General features: G+C 41.2%; 11 protein-coding genes. 9 read left to right on the top strand and 2 right to left on the bottom strand.

Going from position 1 to position 15,792, the window contains the following annotated elements; genetic code table 11:
* Positions 1–19: 19 nt before the first annotated feature.
* On the top strand, positions 20–571 hold the full coding sequence (locus PJ15_RS03605) for a DUF2799 domain-containing protein (protein ID WP_004772614.1): 552 nt from the start codon (positions 20–22) through the stop codon (positions 569–571).
* A 134-nt stretch (positions 572–705) separates the two neighbouring features.
* Positions 706–1,158, top strand: coding sequence for a hypothetical protein (locus PJ15_RS03600; RefSeq protein ID WP_047428075.1), 453 nt, complete (start codon positions 706–708; stop codon positions 1,156–1,158).
* Between the two features lie 72 nt (positions 1,159–1,230).
* Here PJ15_RS03600 and coq7 read toward each other — a convergent pair whose 3' ends face one another.
* Positions 1,231–1,866, bottom strand: coding sequence for a 2-polyprenyl-3-methyl-6-methoxy-1,4-benzoquinone monooxygenase (gene coq7, locus PJ15_RS03595; RefSeq protein ID WP_005258021.1), 636 nt, complete (start codon positions 1,864–1,866; stop codon positions 1,231–1,233).
* A 3-nt stretch (positions 1,867–1,869) separates the two neighbouring features.
* Positions 1,870–3,189, bottom strand: coding sequence for an MFS transporter (locus PJ15_RS03590; RefSeq protein WP_047428072.1), 1,320 nt, complete (start codon positions 3,187–3,189; stop codon positions 1,870–1,872).
* Between the two features lie 162 nt (positions 3,190–3,351).
* Between PJ15_RS03590 and PJ15_RS03585 the strand changes: the two genes are divergently transcribed.
* The 7 genes from PJ15_RS03585 (at position 3,352) to PJ15_RS03555 (ending at position 15,790) form a co-directional block, all read left to right on the top strand.
* Positions 3,352–6,057, top strand: a complete 2,706-nt coding sequence (locus PJ15_RS03585) for an autotransporter assembly complex protein TamA (protein ID WP_047428069.1) — start codon at positions 3,352–3,354, stop codon at positions 6,055–6,057.
* A 49-nt stretch (positions 6,058–6,106) separates the two neighbouring features.
* Positions 6,107–10,612: a translocation/assembly module TamB domain-containing protein gene (locus PJ15_RS03580; RefSeq protein ID WP_047428066.1), complete on the top strand. Its 4,506-nt coding sequence runs from the start codon at positions 6,107–6,109 to the stop codon at positions 10,610–10,612.
* Between the two features lie 135 nt (positions 10,613–10,747).
* Positions 10,748–11,218, top strand: a complete 471-nt coding sequence (locus PJ15_RS03575; protein ID WP_047428063.1) for a DUF4124 domain-containing protein — start codon at positions 10,748–10,750, stop codon at positions 11,216–11,218.
* Positions 11,219–11,322: 104 nt separating this feature from the next.
* A complete protein-coding gene (locus tag PJ15_RS03570; RefSeq protein WP_004772604.1) occupies positions 11,323–11,682 on the top strand; it encodes a hypothetical protein in 360 nt (119 codons plus the stop codon).
* 259 nt (positions 11,683–11,941) lie between these two features.
* Positions 11,942–14,581 (top strand): bifunctional aconitate hydratase 2/2-methylisocitrate dehydratase, encoded by a 2,640-nt coding sequence (locus PJ15_RS03565; RefSeq protein ID WP_004772603.1) that lies wholly within the window; start codon positions 11,942–11,944, stop codon positions 14,579–14,581.
* Positions 14,582–14,697: 116 nt separating this feature from the next.
* Positions 14,698–15,279 (top strand): hypothetical protein, encoded by a 582-nt coding sequence (locus tag PJ15_RS03560; RefSeq protein ID WP_047428062.1) that lies wholly within the window; start codon positions 14,698–14,700, stop codon positions 15,277–15,279.
* A gap of 10 nt (positions 15,280–15,289) precedes the next feature.
* Positions 15,290–15,790, top strand: a complete 501-nt coding sequence (locus PJ15_RS03555; protein ID WP_047428061.1) for a hypothetical protein — start codon at positions 15,290–15,292, stop codon at positions 15,788–15,790.
* Positions 15,791–15,792: the final 2 nt, after the last annotated feature.

Raw genomic sequence — 15,792 nt, 5'->3', positions numbered from 1 at the left:
AATAATTAGGAACATTTTCATGAAAAATATTTTAATTTTATCGACTTTGATGGTTTTACTTTCTGGTTGTGCAGCCATGAGTGTTGAGCAATGTAAAACTGCCAACTGGTTAAGCGTGGGTGAAAAAGATGGTTCGGCTGGGCATGAATCACGTCTAGATAAGTATTATTCATCTTGTCAGAAAGCCAATGTTGTTCCTAATCAGAGTCTCTATGAAAAAGGCTATCAACAAGGTCTAGGTTATTATTGTCAGCCTGAAAATATTTTCAGTGAAGCGTTAGAAGGTCGTGGGGATTTCCGAGTTTGTCCTGTTGAAAAACGCCAATCATTACGACCTTATTATCAGGCTGCCAACGAATATTATCAGGCCGATTCGGAGTTCAGCCGTTCACAGAATGAGATGAATCGGTATTTAAAAGAGCTGGAACGTACTGATCTTTCTTCTAAAGTTCGGGATGATTATAAGAAGCGTTTATATGATCTACGGATCAATAGCAGCAGCGTACAATCACGTTATCATGATGCCGTGAGAAACATGGAACGTTTTAAAGCAGAACATGGTCTAAATTAAGTTGAAAATATTGTTTTAAACAGCCTGTGATTTCGGTCACAGGCTGTTTGCTTTTGGGATTAAACATTTAAATTACAGACCCATGCCGAGATCAATGTTTAAATATTTAACTGATCAATCGCAAGGGATGCATCATGCAAATCAAATTTATTACTGTCGGACTGATGGCATGTGTTGTCATGAACTCTGCTTATGCCATTGATGCCAAATATAGAGAACAGCTCGAACGTTCAGGCTGTACGCAACTGAGTGAAGCGCAAGGTTGTGATATTCATAAAACAGCAGAAGAAAATATCAAGGCTGGATCTACAGCGCCAGATGCAGTTGCGGCGCCTGAGAATGGTGTCAATCAACCCCAATGGATTGCTGAAAGATCAGATGGAACAACCTTGGCAACCATTCGAATTGACCAGCAACAGCGTGTCTGGGTGAATGATACCAGAGTAGCAGCAACTCAAAAAAATGGTCAGTTTGAGTTCAGACAAGGCAAAATTAACTATACGATTTTTACTGATCTGGAAAAGCAACCACAAAGTTTCTGGTCTGACCGTTATTCGACAGATAAAGGGAAAATTGTATTTCGCTGATCTTTTATAAGAGTTTTATGAACAATTGAGCAGAAAAAAGGGAATTATGAAGCCATAATTCCCTAGACGAGTTTATAAATAATAACTGGTTTTTGTCATTAATTTTGAAATTGCGGTCATGGTAATACGTACAGGCACGGGTAAATCAACTCCACCTGCATTCAATGCGGTATCACGATGATGCAATTCATCTTCATTCATCTGTTCAAGAATTTTACGTGAACGATCATCATGCGCTGGCAATTGCTGGAGATGTTCTTGTAAATGCTGGCTCACCTGACGTTCAGTTTCAGCGACAAAACCTAAGCTGTATTTGTCGCCTGCAATGCCTGCAATCGCACCCATGCCGTAAGATAATCCATACCAGATTGGATTCAATACACTGGTGTGGCTATCCAGTTCTTTTAAACGATCTTCACACCACGCCAAATGGTCCTGTTCTTCGATCGCAGCATGCTGCATTTCTTCACGAACGTGTGGCAGCTTTGCCGTCAATGCCTGTCCATGATAAAGCGCTTGAGCACACACTTCACCACTGTGGTTAACGCGCATCAAGCCTGCAACATGGCGTGCATCACTGACACAGAGTTGGGAGGGTTCATCACTGGCTGGATTTGAGCGTTGAGCACTGGTTGCTCCAGGTACCAGACTACGTAAAGCCTGATCAAAAGAATTAATAAGTTTATCGAGACCTGTGTATTGACGCATATATTAATCCTCTAAAGTATTGGGCGCATTTTCCAATAATGGTTTGAGTCGTTTTAATAACCAGAATGAGAAAATTGCACTTAAAACAGCAGTAATGGTGAATAAGATTTTAATATCAATTTTTAAAATGCTTAAGATTAAAATTGAAAAAACTGCCGAAGAGACCATAAATACAGCATTTAAGATATTGTTTGCTGCAACAACACGCGCACGGTGCGAGCGTGGTGAGTAGGCCTGCATCATGGCATAAAGAGGCACGATATAAAAACCGCCGCTGATTCCGAGTAAAGTAACGGCAAGCATAACGTGATAATAGACTGTACCTTGCGTAAACATATCTTTTAACGTGAGCAGGTCGCCAGTACGTTCCGGTACAAACGCCAGACTTGCTGCAAGATACAGTGCAAAAACTGTTAAGCCAATCGCACCATAGGGTACCATTTTAATATTGATTTCAGTGCCGCCAATACGTCTGCATAATAATGAACCAACGCCAATACCAACCGAGAAAAAGGTCAGAAGCAGACTCACCACATTTTCAGAAGCATGTAAGTTTTGCTGTGTGAGTTGTGGAATCTGGGTCAGGTAGGTTGCACCATAAAACCAGTACCAAGAGTTGCCTAACAGGATCACAAAAACAATCGGTATACTTTTTGCATATCGAATGGTCTGAAAACTGGTACGGAAAAAATTCCAGTCAATTTTAAGATCGGGTGCAGCGACTTTTTGTGGCAGGATAAAACGACTACACAAATAGCCTAAGCAAGCAATAGTCACCACAGTTACACTGATCCAGAGCAGATTGCCTTCAGATGAAGCAATTACCGCGCCGCCGAGAATCATCCCTAGTAAAATCGCAATCGATGTACCTGACTGGAATAAGGCATTACCAGACATCAGCTCTTGTGGCTTTAAAATTTCAGGCAGAATGGCATATTTGATCGGCCCGAAACAGGTGGAATGCGTTCCCATTAAAAATAGGGCAAATAATAGCAGCCAAAGATTGCCTAGCAAAAAACCTGCCGTACCAATCAACATGATGACAATTTCTAATATTTTAATGAAGCGAATAAGCTGTGAGCGTTCGTATTTATCCGCAATTTGCCCAGCTGTAGCTGAAAAGAAAAAGTAAGGAAGAATAAACAGTAACGCCGCTAAATTATTTAAAGTACTGACGGGCGCACTTTGTTGTTGAATCCAACCATAAGTGATGACTAACAGAAGCGCTTGTTTATAAACATTATCATTCAGTGCTCCAAAAAATTGCGTGAAAAACATCGGGGCAAACCGACGTGATGTCATTAAGCGCTCATCTTGTTTCATCGTGTGTTCACTTCATTGTGATTTATAAAAAAATGTGACGAACTGTAAAAATGTGATGAAATGCATGTATGATATCCCTGTCTGATTGGATGAAAAATCAAAGATTTGAAGTTGTTTCAGCCATCAAAAATGATAAATTAAAAAATAAGTTTAGAGTTCTACATGCCATCTAAATCGAAGTTTAAACAGTCAACACTGGTTCATTCTATGCATTTAATTTTTAAAATGCAGGGTTTTCCTAAACTTATTTGTAGCGGTTTTTTAATTACTTCTTGCATATCAGTTGCTTATGCGCAAGAGCAAATTTTAAACCCGACTGAAAATCAGACAGCAGATCAGGCCGAACAACAGGCCAATGCGGCAACTGCTTTGATGAAGCAGCAACAAGCGCTTCTGAATGATCAAGAAAATTCGTTGTCTGTGCAGGACAGTTTGACGGCTTTAAAGCAGCAAGAACAGTCTGTAAATCAGATTGACGAGTTAAAACCGATTCAGTTGGATGATAATTTAGAGAATTTGCCAGTGATTCCTGTGGATCAATCGATGGCAAATGAAATCTTTCGCGTCGCGGAAGATGCAAAGAATGAAGCAAAGAACTATCGCGAAAATACTGCTAAAACCCCTGAAGTCTCGGTAAGCGATGTTTCTCAATCTGAACTGACTGAAATTAAAAGTGCGCCTGTCAACATTGATCAGTTGATGCGTGATATCCAGACTGACAGCAAGATTGTAGTAGAAGCCAATGAGGCGGGACGAACCTTACCTGAATTTCAGACTCAAACAGAGCAGAGTGCTGAAAAAGAAGGTTTCTTTAAAAGAATCTGGCATCGCTTGCGTCCAGAGAATCTGCTAAATACAGATAAAGTACCTCGTATTACCGCAGATGTTACGGGCGCACCGCCAATTCTGGCTGCAAATATCAAAGCCAAGTTATCCAGTTTTACTCAGGAATCTTTTGAAGAGTTTAATGTTGCCTTGCCGCAATTACGTGCTTTGACCAATCAGGCAGCACAAGCAGTGGGTTATTACAATGCTACTTATACTTTTGTGAAAGAAAGCGAGAGTAAAGTTAAGGTTATTGTGGTGCCAAATGAACCCGTCAAAATTAAAGAACAAAATATTGAATTTACGGGTGCGGGTGCAAATATTCCTCAATTCCAGGTGATTCGTTTGATTCCAGAGCAGGATGAAGGCGATATTTTTAACCATGGAAAATATGAAGAGACAAAAAACAAGATCACGACCGTTGCGACAGATAATGGTTATTTTGATGCGTTCTGGCGCTTGCACGATGTGAAGATTAGCCAGCCTGAGAAAACCGCAGACATTAACCTGAAATATGAAACAGGTGATCGTTACAAACTGAAGAAAGTAGAATATCGGATGAGTGATCCGAGCAAGCCATTACCTTTAACCCAGAAAGTGCTGGATAGTCTGGCGCCTTGGAATGAAGATGATGACTATGCCTTCTGGCGTGTCAATGCTCTGGCAAATAACTTAACCAATACCCGTTATTTTAACTATACGCTGGTGGATACGATCAAACCCGATGCCATTCAGCCGCCACTTGAGTTGCCTCCGGATTTGCAAGCTTTGGTGGATCAGCAACGTATTCAACAATCACAGCTGTTAAATAGTCAGCAAAAGGCTGAACTTGCACGCGCAAAAATTACCTCTGCCGAAGAAGTCACTCAGGATGTTGTGGATGAGTCGCAATTCTCAGGCGGTGAACAGGCACAGGCTTATTCTTTAGCCCGTTCAATGCCGATGCCAACGCATGATGAAGATGATGAAACGCGTCAAAAACAAGAAGAGCAAGCACGTATCGATCAGAAAATTCCTGTGGTCGTGACTCTGAATGCGGACCGTTTAAATAGTCTAGAGACGGGTATTGGTTATGGCACCGATACTGGGGCGCGTATTCGTACCCAATATCGCCGAGCGATTGTCAATAAATATGGTCATTCTTTTGATGCCAACGTCGAGGTTTCTGAAATCCGTCAGTCGATTGATGGTCGTTACAGCATTCCTTATAAGCATCCGTTAAATGACTATTTCAACCTTGTGGGTGGTTATGAGCGTGAAACGCGTGATGATATTGGGCCAGATGTTAACTTGCTGATCGAGTCTGCAGTCGTGGGTGGTGAGCGTGTCATCAAAAATCCACTCGGCGACTGGCAACATACTTTTGGCTTGCGTTATCGTTTAGACCGTTTAACTGAAAAAGGAATTGTGGATATTGATGAAATTCCAGATGCCTTTAAAGTTTCGCAACCTGAGCAAGAATCTTTGCTCTTGAGCTATGAAGCTTCTAAAACCAATAGCAATACTCGTTTGAATCCAACCAAAGGGTTTAAACAAACCTATAAAGTTGAACTGGGTACAGAATCATTATTGTCCGATGCCAATATGGCGATTGTGAGTGCAGGCTGGCGCTTTATTTATTCACTGGGTGAAAATGACAATCACCAGTTTGTTGGTCGTGGCGATGCAAGCTATATTTTTACCGATGATTTTAATAACGTGCCTTATAACTTACGTTTCTTTACCGGTGGTGATCAGTCTTTACGTGGTTTTGACTATAAGAGCTTATCTCCAGAAGAAAATGGCTATAAGTTGGGTGGACAAGCTTTAGGGGTTGGTTCATTAGAATATAATTACCAATTTAAAGATGGCTGGCGTGCGGCCGTATTCTCGGATTTTGGTAATGCTTACGACAAACAGTTTAGCAATCCAACAGAATATAGTGTGGGTGTCGGTATTCGCTGGAGATCACCAATTGGACCGATTCGTCTCGATATTGCCTCTGGTATTTCGAATGAGAATAATCCGATCCGATTGCATTTCTTTATTGGTCCACAACTTTAAAACTTTTTTATAACCCTTCTATTAAAGGGAAAACAATTTCAGGTTGATTATGACGGAAGTAGAACAGCAACTGACACCTCCAGCTGGACCAAGAAAAAATCGGCACATTGTTCGAAATATTGTGCTGATCGTGCTGATCATTCTTTTATTGTTGGTCAGCTCTTTAGTTGTAATGATGTCTACGGATAAAGGTAGCCGTTTTCTATTAGATCGCGTGCTGCAAAGCCAGAAAATTATTAAATACGAATATGAAGGCGGTAATCTGCTATCGGGCATTATCCTGAAAAATATTCTGGTGCAATTACAGGCCGTTGATGTTTCTTTAGATCGTGCCGATGTCTCTTTGGGCTGGAGAGCGATTCTAAGTAAAGAAGTACATTTGAGTCATGCCGATGTTCGTAACCTGAAAATTATTAATAAAAAACCACCATCAGATGAACCGTTTGGATTTGATCCGATCAAGCTGCCATTTGTCTTGCGTATTAACGAAGCCAGTCTGGATCATCTGGAAATCCAGACCGCAACCTCAAAGGTTGATTTTAATGATGTTTATTTAAAAGATGCGTTGTGGTCTGAGACCAAGCTGGAATTTGAAGACTCGCGTATGGATATGGGCTATTTAGCAGTCCAGAATGCTTCAGGTCAGATGGATTTTAGTGGTAAATATCCTTTAAATGCCAATGCTGATTTAATTATTCCGTCGTTAAAAAGTCTGGATATTGAAACGATTAAGGTTGCAGCGCGTGGTTCTTTAGATACCTTGAGAGTAGGTGTTGCAACAACCACACCTGATTTGCTCACAGGTCGGGTAACGCTTCATCCTGTACGTGAACATGTGCCAATGCAGGGCGAGTTATTTTTAAAAAATTATCATTTGCCTTTATTAAAAGACCAGAAACTCTTTGCTAAAGATGGCGTGGTCAGATTTAACGGTGATATACAAAAGCTGGCTTTAAATCTCGATACGGATTTAAAAGGTGAGCAAATTCCTGAAGGGAAATATACCGCACTGATGGATACAGATTTAACCCATCAGTTAAATATCCGTGATTTTAATGGTCAGTTAATGAAAGGTGCTGTCAGCCTGAATGGTATAGTTAACTGGCATGAGCATGTCTCTTGGGATGTTAAAGGTCGTCTTGATCATCTGGATCCTGAAAACACCACAGTACCGCAGATCGCACAAGACTTTTTACCACCAAAACTTGATGCAAATATTAGTTCTTCTGGCTCATTGGAAAAAGGTTTAGCGCTAACGGCTCAAGTGGCCTTTGATAAATATGAGACATGGGCACTCAAACTTGATCAGGCTGAAGAAAAAAATAATAAAGCTCAGCCTATGCTGCTGGATATTTCATGGAAAGGCATTGATCGTGCCATGCCTTACATTGGCTGGTTGAGTAGTGAGGAAGGTCATACCAATGTGGCACTCAAAGAGGGACAACAGGATATTTATGTTGCAACCACTGTGCGTCCGCATGAACAGGCTTTGTTACCAACAGGTAAATATGAAGCGCGACTCGATTTAAAAGACAATCTGTTAAATGTCGAAAATTTCCGTTACCAAGCTGAAAAAGGCAGTTTGTCTGGTCTGGCAAAAGTTAAATTGCCAACTGAAAAGCAGCAACTGTCATGGCAAGCTCAGCTTAAAGCTCAAGATTTTAATCCGCAAACTGTTGCTGCGGTAGCACCTGTCAATTTGTTAAATGGTGATATTAAAGCAAGTGGTTTTGCCAAACCAAATCAGCAAGTGATTCAGCTTGAACAAATTGATCTGAAAGGCCAGCTTGCTCAAGCCAATCAACAGGAAACCATTGCCTTAAAAGGAAAAAGTACAGCAGCTTTAATTTTCCATGACGAAAAAGCGGGTGGCGGGTTCAAGAGTTTTGCTGTGGACTATAACGGCTCTTTAAATGCCTTGAATCAGGGTGATGGTCTATTAAAAATCAATGTCGCAGGAACACCTGATTACATCAAGATTAATGAACTTAAGCATGATGGCGTTGCGGGTAAGGTCTTTGCGACGGGTGCCGTGAATCTTAAAGATAAGCTCGGTTGGGATATCGATGCTTCGCTGGTCCGTTTTAAACCACAATATTTTGTTTCCAGTGTTAAAGGTGAGGTGTCGGGACATGTTAAAACACAAGGTGTTTGGTCAGATAAACTGAAACGGATTGATATTCGTCAGCTCAATGCAGCAGGCTTCTTGAACAATAAACCGATTCGTGGCCGTGGTAATCTCAGCTTATTGCTTGATTCAAATCAGGAAGGTTTTTTACCGCAGCAATTTGAGGCTAATGACCTGTTCCTTGCCTATGCACAGAACCAGTTGCAAGCCTCAGGCAATGCACAAAGTTTAAGAATCAAACTGAATGCACCTGCGTTGTACGAGTTATATCCCGGTTTGCGTGGGCGGGCGTATGGTAGCTTAAACGTTCAGTCACAGCCGCGTTTAAGAGCAACGGCAAACATGGCGGTCGATGACTTTGGATTTAATGATCTGATCAGTATCAAGTCATTACGCGTACAAGGTGAACTACCGACATCTGAGACTACACCAACTCAATTAACTGCGACGTTGACTCAGCTCCGCAATGGTAATCGCGAAATCCAGAATGCCACTGTCAATCTGGCAGGAACACGTAAAGCACATGTCTTGAAAGTAGAGAGTAAAAACCGTCAGTCTAATTTCTATGTGCAACTGGCGGGTGGCTTTAATCCAAATAATGACTGGTTAGGACTGGTGCAGAAAGGTAACTTTACTTCACGTAATATCAGCCTAGTGCAAAACCAGAATGCACCGATTATCTATACCGCTGCGAAACAGGAACTCTATGTTGGACAGCATTGCTGGCAGAGTGCAAATAGTCAGTTATGTCTGGATCAGCCTGCACGCATCAGTAAGGCAAAAGGTAACTTCTCACTCATTACCAAGAATCTGGACTTAAAAGACTTTACTGCATTTATGCCAGAAGGTCTGGCGGTGACAGGTCAGCTCAATGGTTATGCGAAAGCCTCTTGGGCGAATGGCAGTCATCCAAAACTGGATGCTCGTTTAGTGACACGTAAGGGTGAAATCGGTCTGGCAGCAGATGATCCACAGGATCCAGCCACAACTGTGACCTACGATGAATTGAGCCTGATTGCCAAAAGTATCAGTGAGGGAATGTTATTCCGTGTGGATATGAAGACCCCTGATATCGGGACGGGCTATGCCAATGTGATTATTGATCCATTCCAGAATAATATGCCAATGCGCGGCGAAGTAGCCTTTGATGATGTGCAGTTAAAAGTCTTCAAGCCATTTATCAAAGATGTGCGCTCAATGGCTGGCACATTGTCACTGGCTGGAAAAGTAAATGGGACCTTAACGCAACCGCAGATTACGGGTGAAATGCGTTTAAAAAATGGCGCAATCAGCATGATTTCGCTGCCAGTCAATTTAAGCAATATCCAGCTTTATTCATCTATTCGCCAAGACTATGCCACGATTGATGGGGCATTCAATAGCGGACAAGGTGTAGGACGCTTAAAAGGGAACTTTGACTGGAAGAATGATCCACATTTAAATCTGACATTAAAAGGCGATAACCTACTGATTCGTCAGGCGCCAATGATTACGGCAATTGTAGAACCTGACCTGACGCTGGACGTTTATCCATTTAATCAGCGCCTAAGCTTAAAAGGTAAGATTGATGTTCCTCGTGCACGTATTTCAATGCCAGAAAGCTCTGCTACAGTTGTGAATCTGTCACCAGATGTACGCGTTGTACAGCAAGGCCAAGATTTACTTGCGACCTTAAAAGCAGCTAAACCGTGGGATATTCGTGCCGATATGACCGTGACACTGGGTAATCAGGTCATCTTCCAAGGCTTCGAGAGTACCATTCCACTGGTCGGACGTTTGCATTTATCTCAACGTGGTCTGGAAACAGCAATGCGTGCCAATGGTGCAATTGGTGTGAGCCAGAAAGTGAAGATTGAAGCGTATGGTCAAAGTCTTGACCTGAACCGTGCGATTGCGCGTTTTAACGGCCCATTGGCGAACCCGACATTGGATATTGATGCCAATAAACCGGTTCAGGGCAGTATGGTCGGTGTACGGGTAACAGGTACAGCAACCGTGCCGAATATTCAGGTTTATAACGATGCTGGCTTATCTGAACAGGAAGCACTCAATGCCTTGCTCACGGGTCGTATTAATGAAGGTAACAGTGGTTTAAGTAATACAGAAGGCTTTAAGTCTGATGTCAATAACACCATTGCTGCCGCAGGGATCAGTATGGGCTTAGGCGGTACACGTGCCTTGACCAATCAAATTGGTCGAACCTTTGGTCTAAGTGGTTTGGCACTCGATGCACAAGGGACTGGTGACGATACGCAAGTGAGTCTGACAGGCTATATTACGCCAGACCTGTTCATCCGTTACGGTATTGGGGTATTTACACCAGTGAACAAGTTAACCTTGCGTTATCAAATGAACCGCCGTTTATATCTGGAGGCAAGTCAGTCTTTAGAACGAGCCATCGATATTTTCTACAACTGGCGTTTCTAGCAATACCAATCAAAACCTGTTTTACGGAAGTAAAGCAGGTTTTTTTATTTCAGTTTATTTTGTAATTAGATCGTTGTAGAATAATTATAAACTATTGAATATATTAATATTTATGAAAATTTTGGGAGAAGTTGAATGAAATCTGTCACTTTAGGTCAGCTTTTGGCAATGCTGAGCTTAGGCGTATTCAGTTTTGGCTTTCAGGTTCATGCAAAAGAATACTATAAGTGGGTGGATGCAAAAGGTGTGACGACCTATTCAGCGACACCACAACCCGTTCAAAGACATGAGCCTCAATTAGATCCTGCAAAAAAGACCATAAACCCTACGACGACAAATCCTTCCATTCCAGCATCGAGTCAGAATGTTGCGGTCAACTCCAAGACAACAACATCTATTCAAATTAAGCCTATAGCTGCTACGACTGAAGGAAATAACACTCTTAAAGCATCATCGGAGATGCTTTTTTCAATCAAAAGCTGTAACGGGGTGCGCTGCTGGGACATGAAAGGACAGTCTTATCATCTAGTCGCAGGAACAACTTATCTTTCAGCAAAGGGCGGGAAGTGTCAAAAGATCGCCAATCAGATGCATTGTAATAAATGATTTGTATGTTTTTATTACGGAAAGCAAGGTTTTAGCCGCTTCCTTTTTGCAAAACAAACAAGTTTGAGTATGATGGTGGGCATCAAATTAGCCGCAGTATGAAGATGAAAAAAGTTTTGTTGATTGCAATAGGTTTAGTTTTGGCTGGTTGTGCTGAGAAAAAGCCGTTAACTCCCGAAGAACAATGGCATGGTTACTGTGTCAGTGTAGGGAATGCTGCGCGCTCAATCACTTTAGATCGTCAAAATGGAATTGACCAAAAGCAGGCAACGGAACATGCGGGTAAAATTGAAGATGAAATGACACGTAAGTTTATCTTTAATATTTTGGATACGGTTTATGCAATTCCAGTCGATGAACTGAAAAAAGATCCAGAAGCATTACGTGAAAATTTAAAGAAAAAATTTATGGAAGAATGCTTGGCTACACCACATGACAAGCTACCGAACTATAAACTTTTTTAATGTGTTCATAAAAAAGACAACATCGTTTGTCTTTTTTTATAGATGTAATTTATTGTTTTATTAGACTTTAACCTTAGACCAAAGCGGTATTTAAAAGAGGGGATCATTTCGCTATAAAATAATGGACATCACGTAGAAATACGGTAGTTGCATTAACATTTGACGCGAAGTCTAGTAAAATTTTGCTGTCCACATTGCTTGTAAAGCTTGTACAAAGCTGGAACTTACAAGTAATTTTTTAAAAAAGAGGAATAACACTGTGCTAGAAGCTTACCGCCAACACGTTGAAGAACGTGCCGCACTCGGAGTCCCACCGAAGCCGCTTGATGATGCTCAAACTGCTGAACTTGTAGCCTTATTAAAAAATCCACCAGCAGGTGAAGAAGCATATCTCGTCGATTTGCTAGAAAACCGTGTTCCAGCAGGTGTTGACCAAGCTGCATATGTAAAAGCTGCTTTCTTAGCTGCCGTTGCAAAAGGCGAAGCAACCTCTCCACTCGTAACCAAAGAACGCGCAGTATACTTACTTGGTACTATGCTTGGTGGTTATAACGTAGCACCGCTTGTTGAGCTTCTTGATAATGCTGAACTTGCTGAGCTAGCTGCTGAAGCATTAAAGAAAACACTTCTTGTATTTGATGCATTCCATGACGTAGCAGATAAAGCAAAAGCAGGTAATGCTGCAGCTAAAGCTGTTTTACAATCTTGGGCTGATGCTGAATGGTTCACAAGCCGTCCAGACGTTCCAGAAGAAATCAAAATCACTGTGTTCAAAGTAACAGGTGAAACCAACACTGATGACTTGTCTCCTGCACAAGACGCTTGGAGCCGTCCAGACATTCCATTACATGCAAATGCAATGTTGAAAAACGAACGTGATGGTATCAACCCTGAAAAACCAGGTGAAGTTGGTCCATTAAGCCAAATTAAAGAACTCATCGCGAAAGGCAACCAAGTTGCTTACGTAGGTGACGTTGTTGGTACAGGTTCTTCTCGTAAGTCTGCAACTAACTCGGTTCTTTGGTTCTTCGGTGACGAACTTCCACACATTCCAAACAAAAAAGATGGTGGTGTGTGCTTAGGTTCTAAAATCGCGCCAATTTTCTTCAATACAATGGAAGATGCAGGTGCATTACCTGTAGAAATCGACGTTGCTAACATGAACATGGGCGACGAAGTTGTATTGAAAATTGACCACGCTGCTGCAAAAGTAACTGCATTTAAAGACGGCGCTCAAATTTCAGAAGCTGACCTTAAAACGCCTGTACTTTTAGACGAAGTACGTGCGGGTGGTCGTATTAACCTGATCATTGGTCGTGGTTTAACTGCGAAAGCACGTGAAGAATTAGGTCTTGCACCTTCTACATTGTTCCGTACACCTGTACAACCTGCTGACACTGGCAAAGGCTTTACACAAGCTCAGAAGATGGTTGGTCGTGCATGTGGTTTAGCAGAAGGTCAAGGTATCCGTCCAGGAACTTACTGTGAACCTAAGATGACAACTGTTGGTTCTCAAGATACAACTGGTCCAATGACTCGTGACGAGTTAAAAGACTTGGCGTGCTTGGGCTTCTCAGCTGACTTGGTAATGCAGTCTTTCTGTCACACTGCTGCGTATCCAAAACCAGTTGACGTAACAACTCACCATACATTACCAGACTTCATCATGAACCGTGGTGGTGTATCTTTACGTCCAGGTGACGGTATTATCCACTCTTGGTTAAACCGTATGTTACTTCCAGATACAGTTGGTACTGGTGGTGACTCACATACACGTTTCCCAATTGGTATCTCATTCCCAGCGGGTTCTGGTCTTGTTGCGTTCGCAGCAGCGACTGGTGTTATGCCACTGGATATGCCAGAGTCTGTACTTGTTAAGTTCAAAGGTAAAATGCAACCTGGTATCACTTTACGTGACCTTGTACATGCAATTCCTTACTACGCAATTCAAGCGGGTGACTTAACTGTAGAGAAGAAAGGTAAGAAAAACATCTTCTCTGGTCGTATCCTTGAGATCGATTTGTCAGAAATGGAAAATGACTTGACTGTTGAGCAAGCATTCGAACTTTCTGATGCATCTGCTGAACGTTCTGCTGCTGGCTGTTCAATCACACTTTCTGAAGAGAAAGTTGCTGAATACTTACGTTCTAACATCACCATGTTGAAGTGGATGATCGCAGAAGGTTATGGCGATGCTCGTACTATGGCGCGCCGTGCTGAAAACATGCAGAAGTGGTTAGACAACCCAAGCTTGTTAAAAGCTGATGCTGATGCAGAATACTTAAAAGTTTACGAAATCGATCTTGCTGACATCAAAGAACCAATTCTTTGCTGCCCGAACGATCCAGATGACGCGAAACTTCTTTCTGACGTTCAAGGCGACAAGATTGATGAAGTATTCATCGGTTCTTGTATGACCAACATCGGTCACTTCCGTGCAGCTGGTCAGTTACTTGACAAAGTACCTGGTGGTTCATTGTCTACTCGTTTATGGTTGGCTCCACCAACGCGTATGGACGAGCATCAATTGATGGAAGAAGGCATGTACAACATCTACGGTCGTGCTGGTGCACGTACTGAGATGCCAGGCTGTTCATTGTGTATGGGTAACCAAGCACGTGTAGCACCGAACACAACATGTGTATCGACTTCTACTCGTAACTTCCCGAACCGTTTAGGTCAAGGTGCAAACGTTTACTTAGCTTCTGCTGAGCTTGCATCTGTAGCTGCGGTTCTTGGTAAATTACCAAGCCCAGAAGAATATCAACAGTACGCGTCGCAAATCGACAGCGCTTCTGCTGACATCTACAAATACTTGAACTTCGACAAGATGAGTGAATATACAAAAGAAGCTGATCAAGTTGATACCAAGAAAATCCAAGCTGCTCAATTGACTTAATGAGCTAGGATCAAGAAAAGCCGAAAGGCTTTTCCCTAGCGCAAGAGCAAATCTATGATTTGTTTGAGCAAAAAGCTAGAATAAGGGCTGAGTAATCGGCCCTTATTTTTTATAAAATGAAAAGTATTTTGAAGATATGCGATAATATTTCTGCACTAGTTAACATTATCAATAAAAAACAGAAAGTTGAGGATCTAGAAACAGCAATTAAAGATTTAGTTTCTCTAATGTTAAAGGATTATCCTTATTTAAAACCGCCAAAATTTTCAATTATTCCGACAAAAACCTTAGCATTTTCTGTTTGGTATCAGGAACCAAATGCAATTACAGAAACCTTAATGATTGAGCAAAATGGTTTTACTGCTTATTTATGGAGATGTGATGACCAAAAATGGTATTTGGATGATTTAGATTCTGAACCTCATGAAATTGCTCGTAAATTAATAGAAAATATACCCGTATTTCACTCTATTCCTGAGAATCCTAGAGAGATTAAACACTTACTTGAAGTTGGAATAATGCATTTTAATACGATTTTATTTCCCAATTTTTCAAACAAAGAGTTAGAAGACAGTAGAGAAGTATTGACATGGGACGATCGCTTTTTATTAGTTGGTACTCAAGTGAATAATCTTAAACTTTATAGTCATGAAGAGTGGAAAGCTTTGATTGATAGAGAAAACTACCATTTAAACTAAGATTCTATTTATGGCACTTATACATGACTTTGTTTTATTGAATAAAAATGAATTTTCTTACGAGGATTGCTGTGAGCTTGCAGGTAAGATTTCTTATGATGTTTCAATTGATGACGATTTAATCCTGTATTTTATGGATTACTTAAAGTGGCTACCAACCTACAGTCCTTTATTGAAAATAAGAATGCATGGGCTCGATTATCATGCGATGACTATTATCGATATAGAGGGGGCTACTGAGGCACTCATTTTATTTTCTAGTCTAGTTAATATTTTAAAGTTAGCGCCAAATATCTTAAAGTTAACAGGCGCTTATACTTTTATGTATGCTGATGACGATATGATTGACCCTAATGAAAAGGTTGATCGTATTTTGAAAGAAACTGCTGGTTATGAAAAAATCATGCTTTACAAAAGTAAAGTGATACAACAATTTGAGATATTAGCAGAGCTTATGCGGAAGGTTATTGATTCTAATAATACTTTGTATGTCTTACATTTTGGTGTTTAAGG

It is taken from the genome of Acinetobacter sp. neg1, from assembly GCF_000788125.1.
Taxonomy (GTDB): domain Bacteria; phylum Pseudomonadota; class Gammaproteobacteria; order Pseudomonadales; family Moraxellaceae; genus Acinetobacter; species Acinetobacter vivianii.
Note: the sequence above shows the minus strand (reverse complement) of the source record. Positions and strands in the feature narration are given on the sequence as shown.

Bases quoted from the DNA above. Each gene is read 5' to 3' on its own strand.
- PJ15_RS03570 (WP_004772604.1), top strand. From the start codon at position 11,323: ATGAAAAAAGTTTTGTTGATTGCAATAGGTTTAGTTTTGGCTGGTTGT.
- PJ15_RS03580 (WP_047428066.1), top strand. From the start codon at position 6,107: ATGACGGAAGTAGAACAGCAACTGACACCTCCAGCTGGACCAAGAAAA.
- PJ15_RS03555 (WP_047428061.1), top strand. From the start codon at position 15,290: ATGGCACTTATACATGACTTTGTTTTATTGAATAAAAATGAATTTTCT.
- PJ15_RS03575 (WP_047428063.1), top strand. From the start codon at position 10,748: ATGAAATCTGTCACTTTAGGTCAGCTTTTGGCAATGCTGAGCTTAGGC.
- PJ15_RS03560 (WP_047428062.1), top strand. From the start codon at position 14,698: ATGAAAAGTATTTTGAAGATATGCGATAATATTTCTGCACTAGTTAAC.
- PJ15_RS03605 (WP_004772614.1), top strand. From the start codon at position 20: ATGAAAAATATTTTAATTTTATCGACTTTGATGGTTTTACTTTCTGGT.
- PJ15_RS03585 (WP_047428069.1), top strand. From the start codon at position 3,352: ATGCCATCTAAATCGAAGTTTAAACAGTCAACACTGGTTCATTCTATG.
- PJ15_RS03590 (WP_047428072.1), bottom strand. From the start codon at position 3,189: ATGAAACAAGATGAGCGCTTAATGACATCACGTCGGTTTGCCCCGATG.
- coq7 (WP_005258021.1), bottom strand. From the start codon at position 1,866: ATGCGTCAATACACAGGTCTCGATAAACTTATTAATTCTTTTGATCAG.
- PJ15_RS03600 (WP_047428075.1), top strand. From the start codon at position 706: ATGCAAATCAAATTTATTACTGTCGGACTGATGGCATGTGTTGTCATG.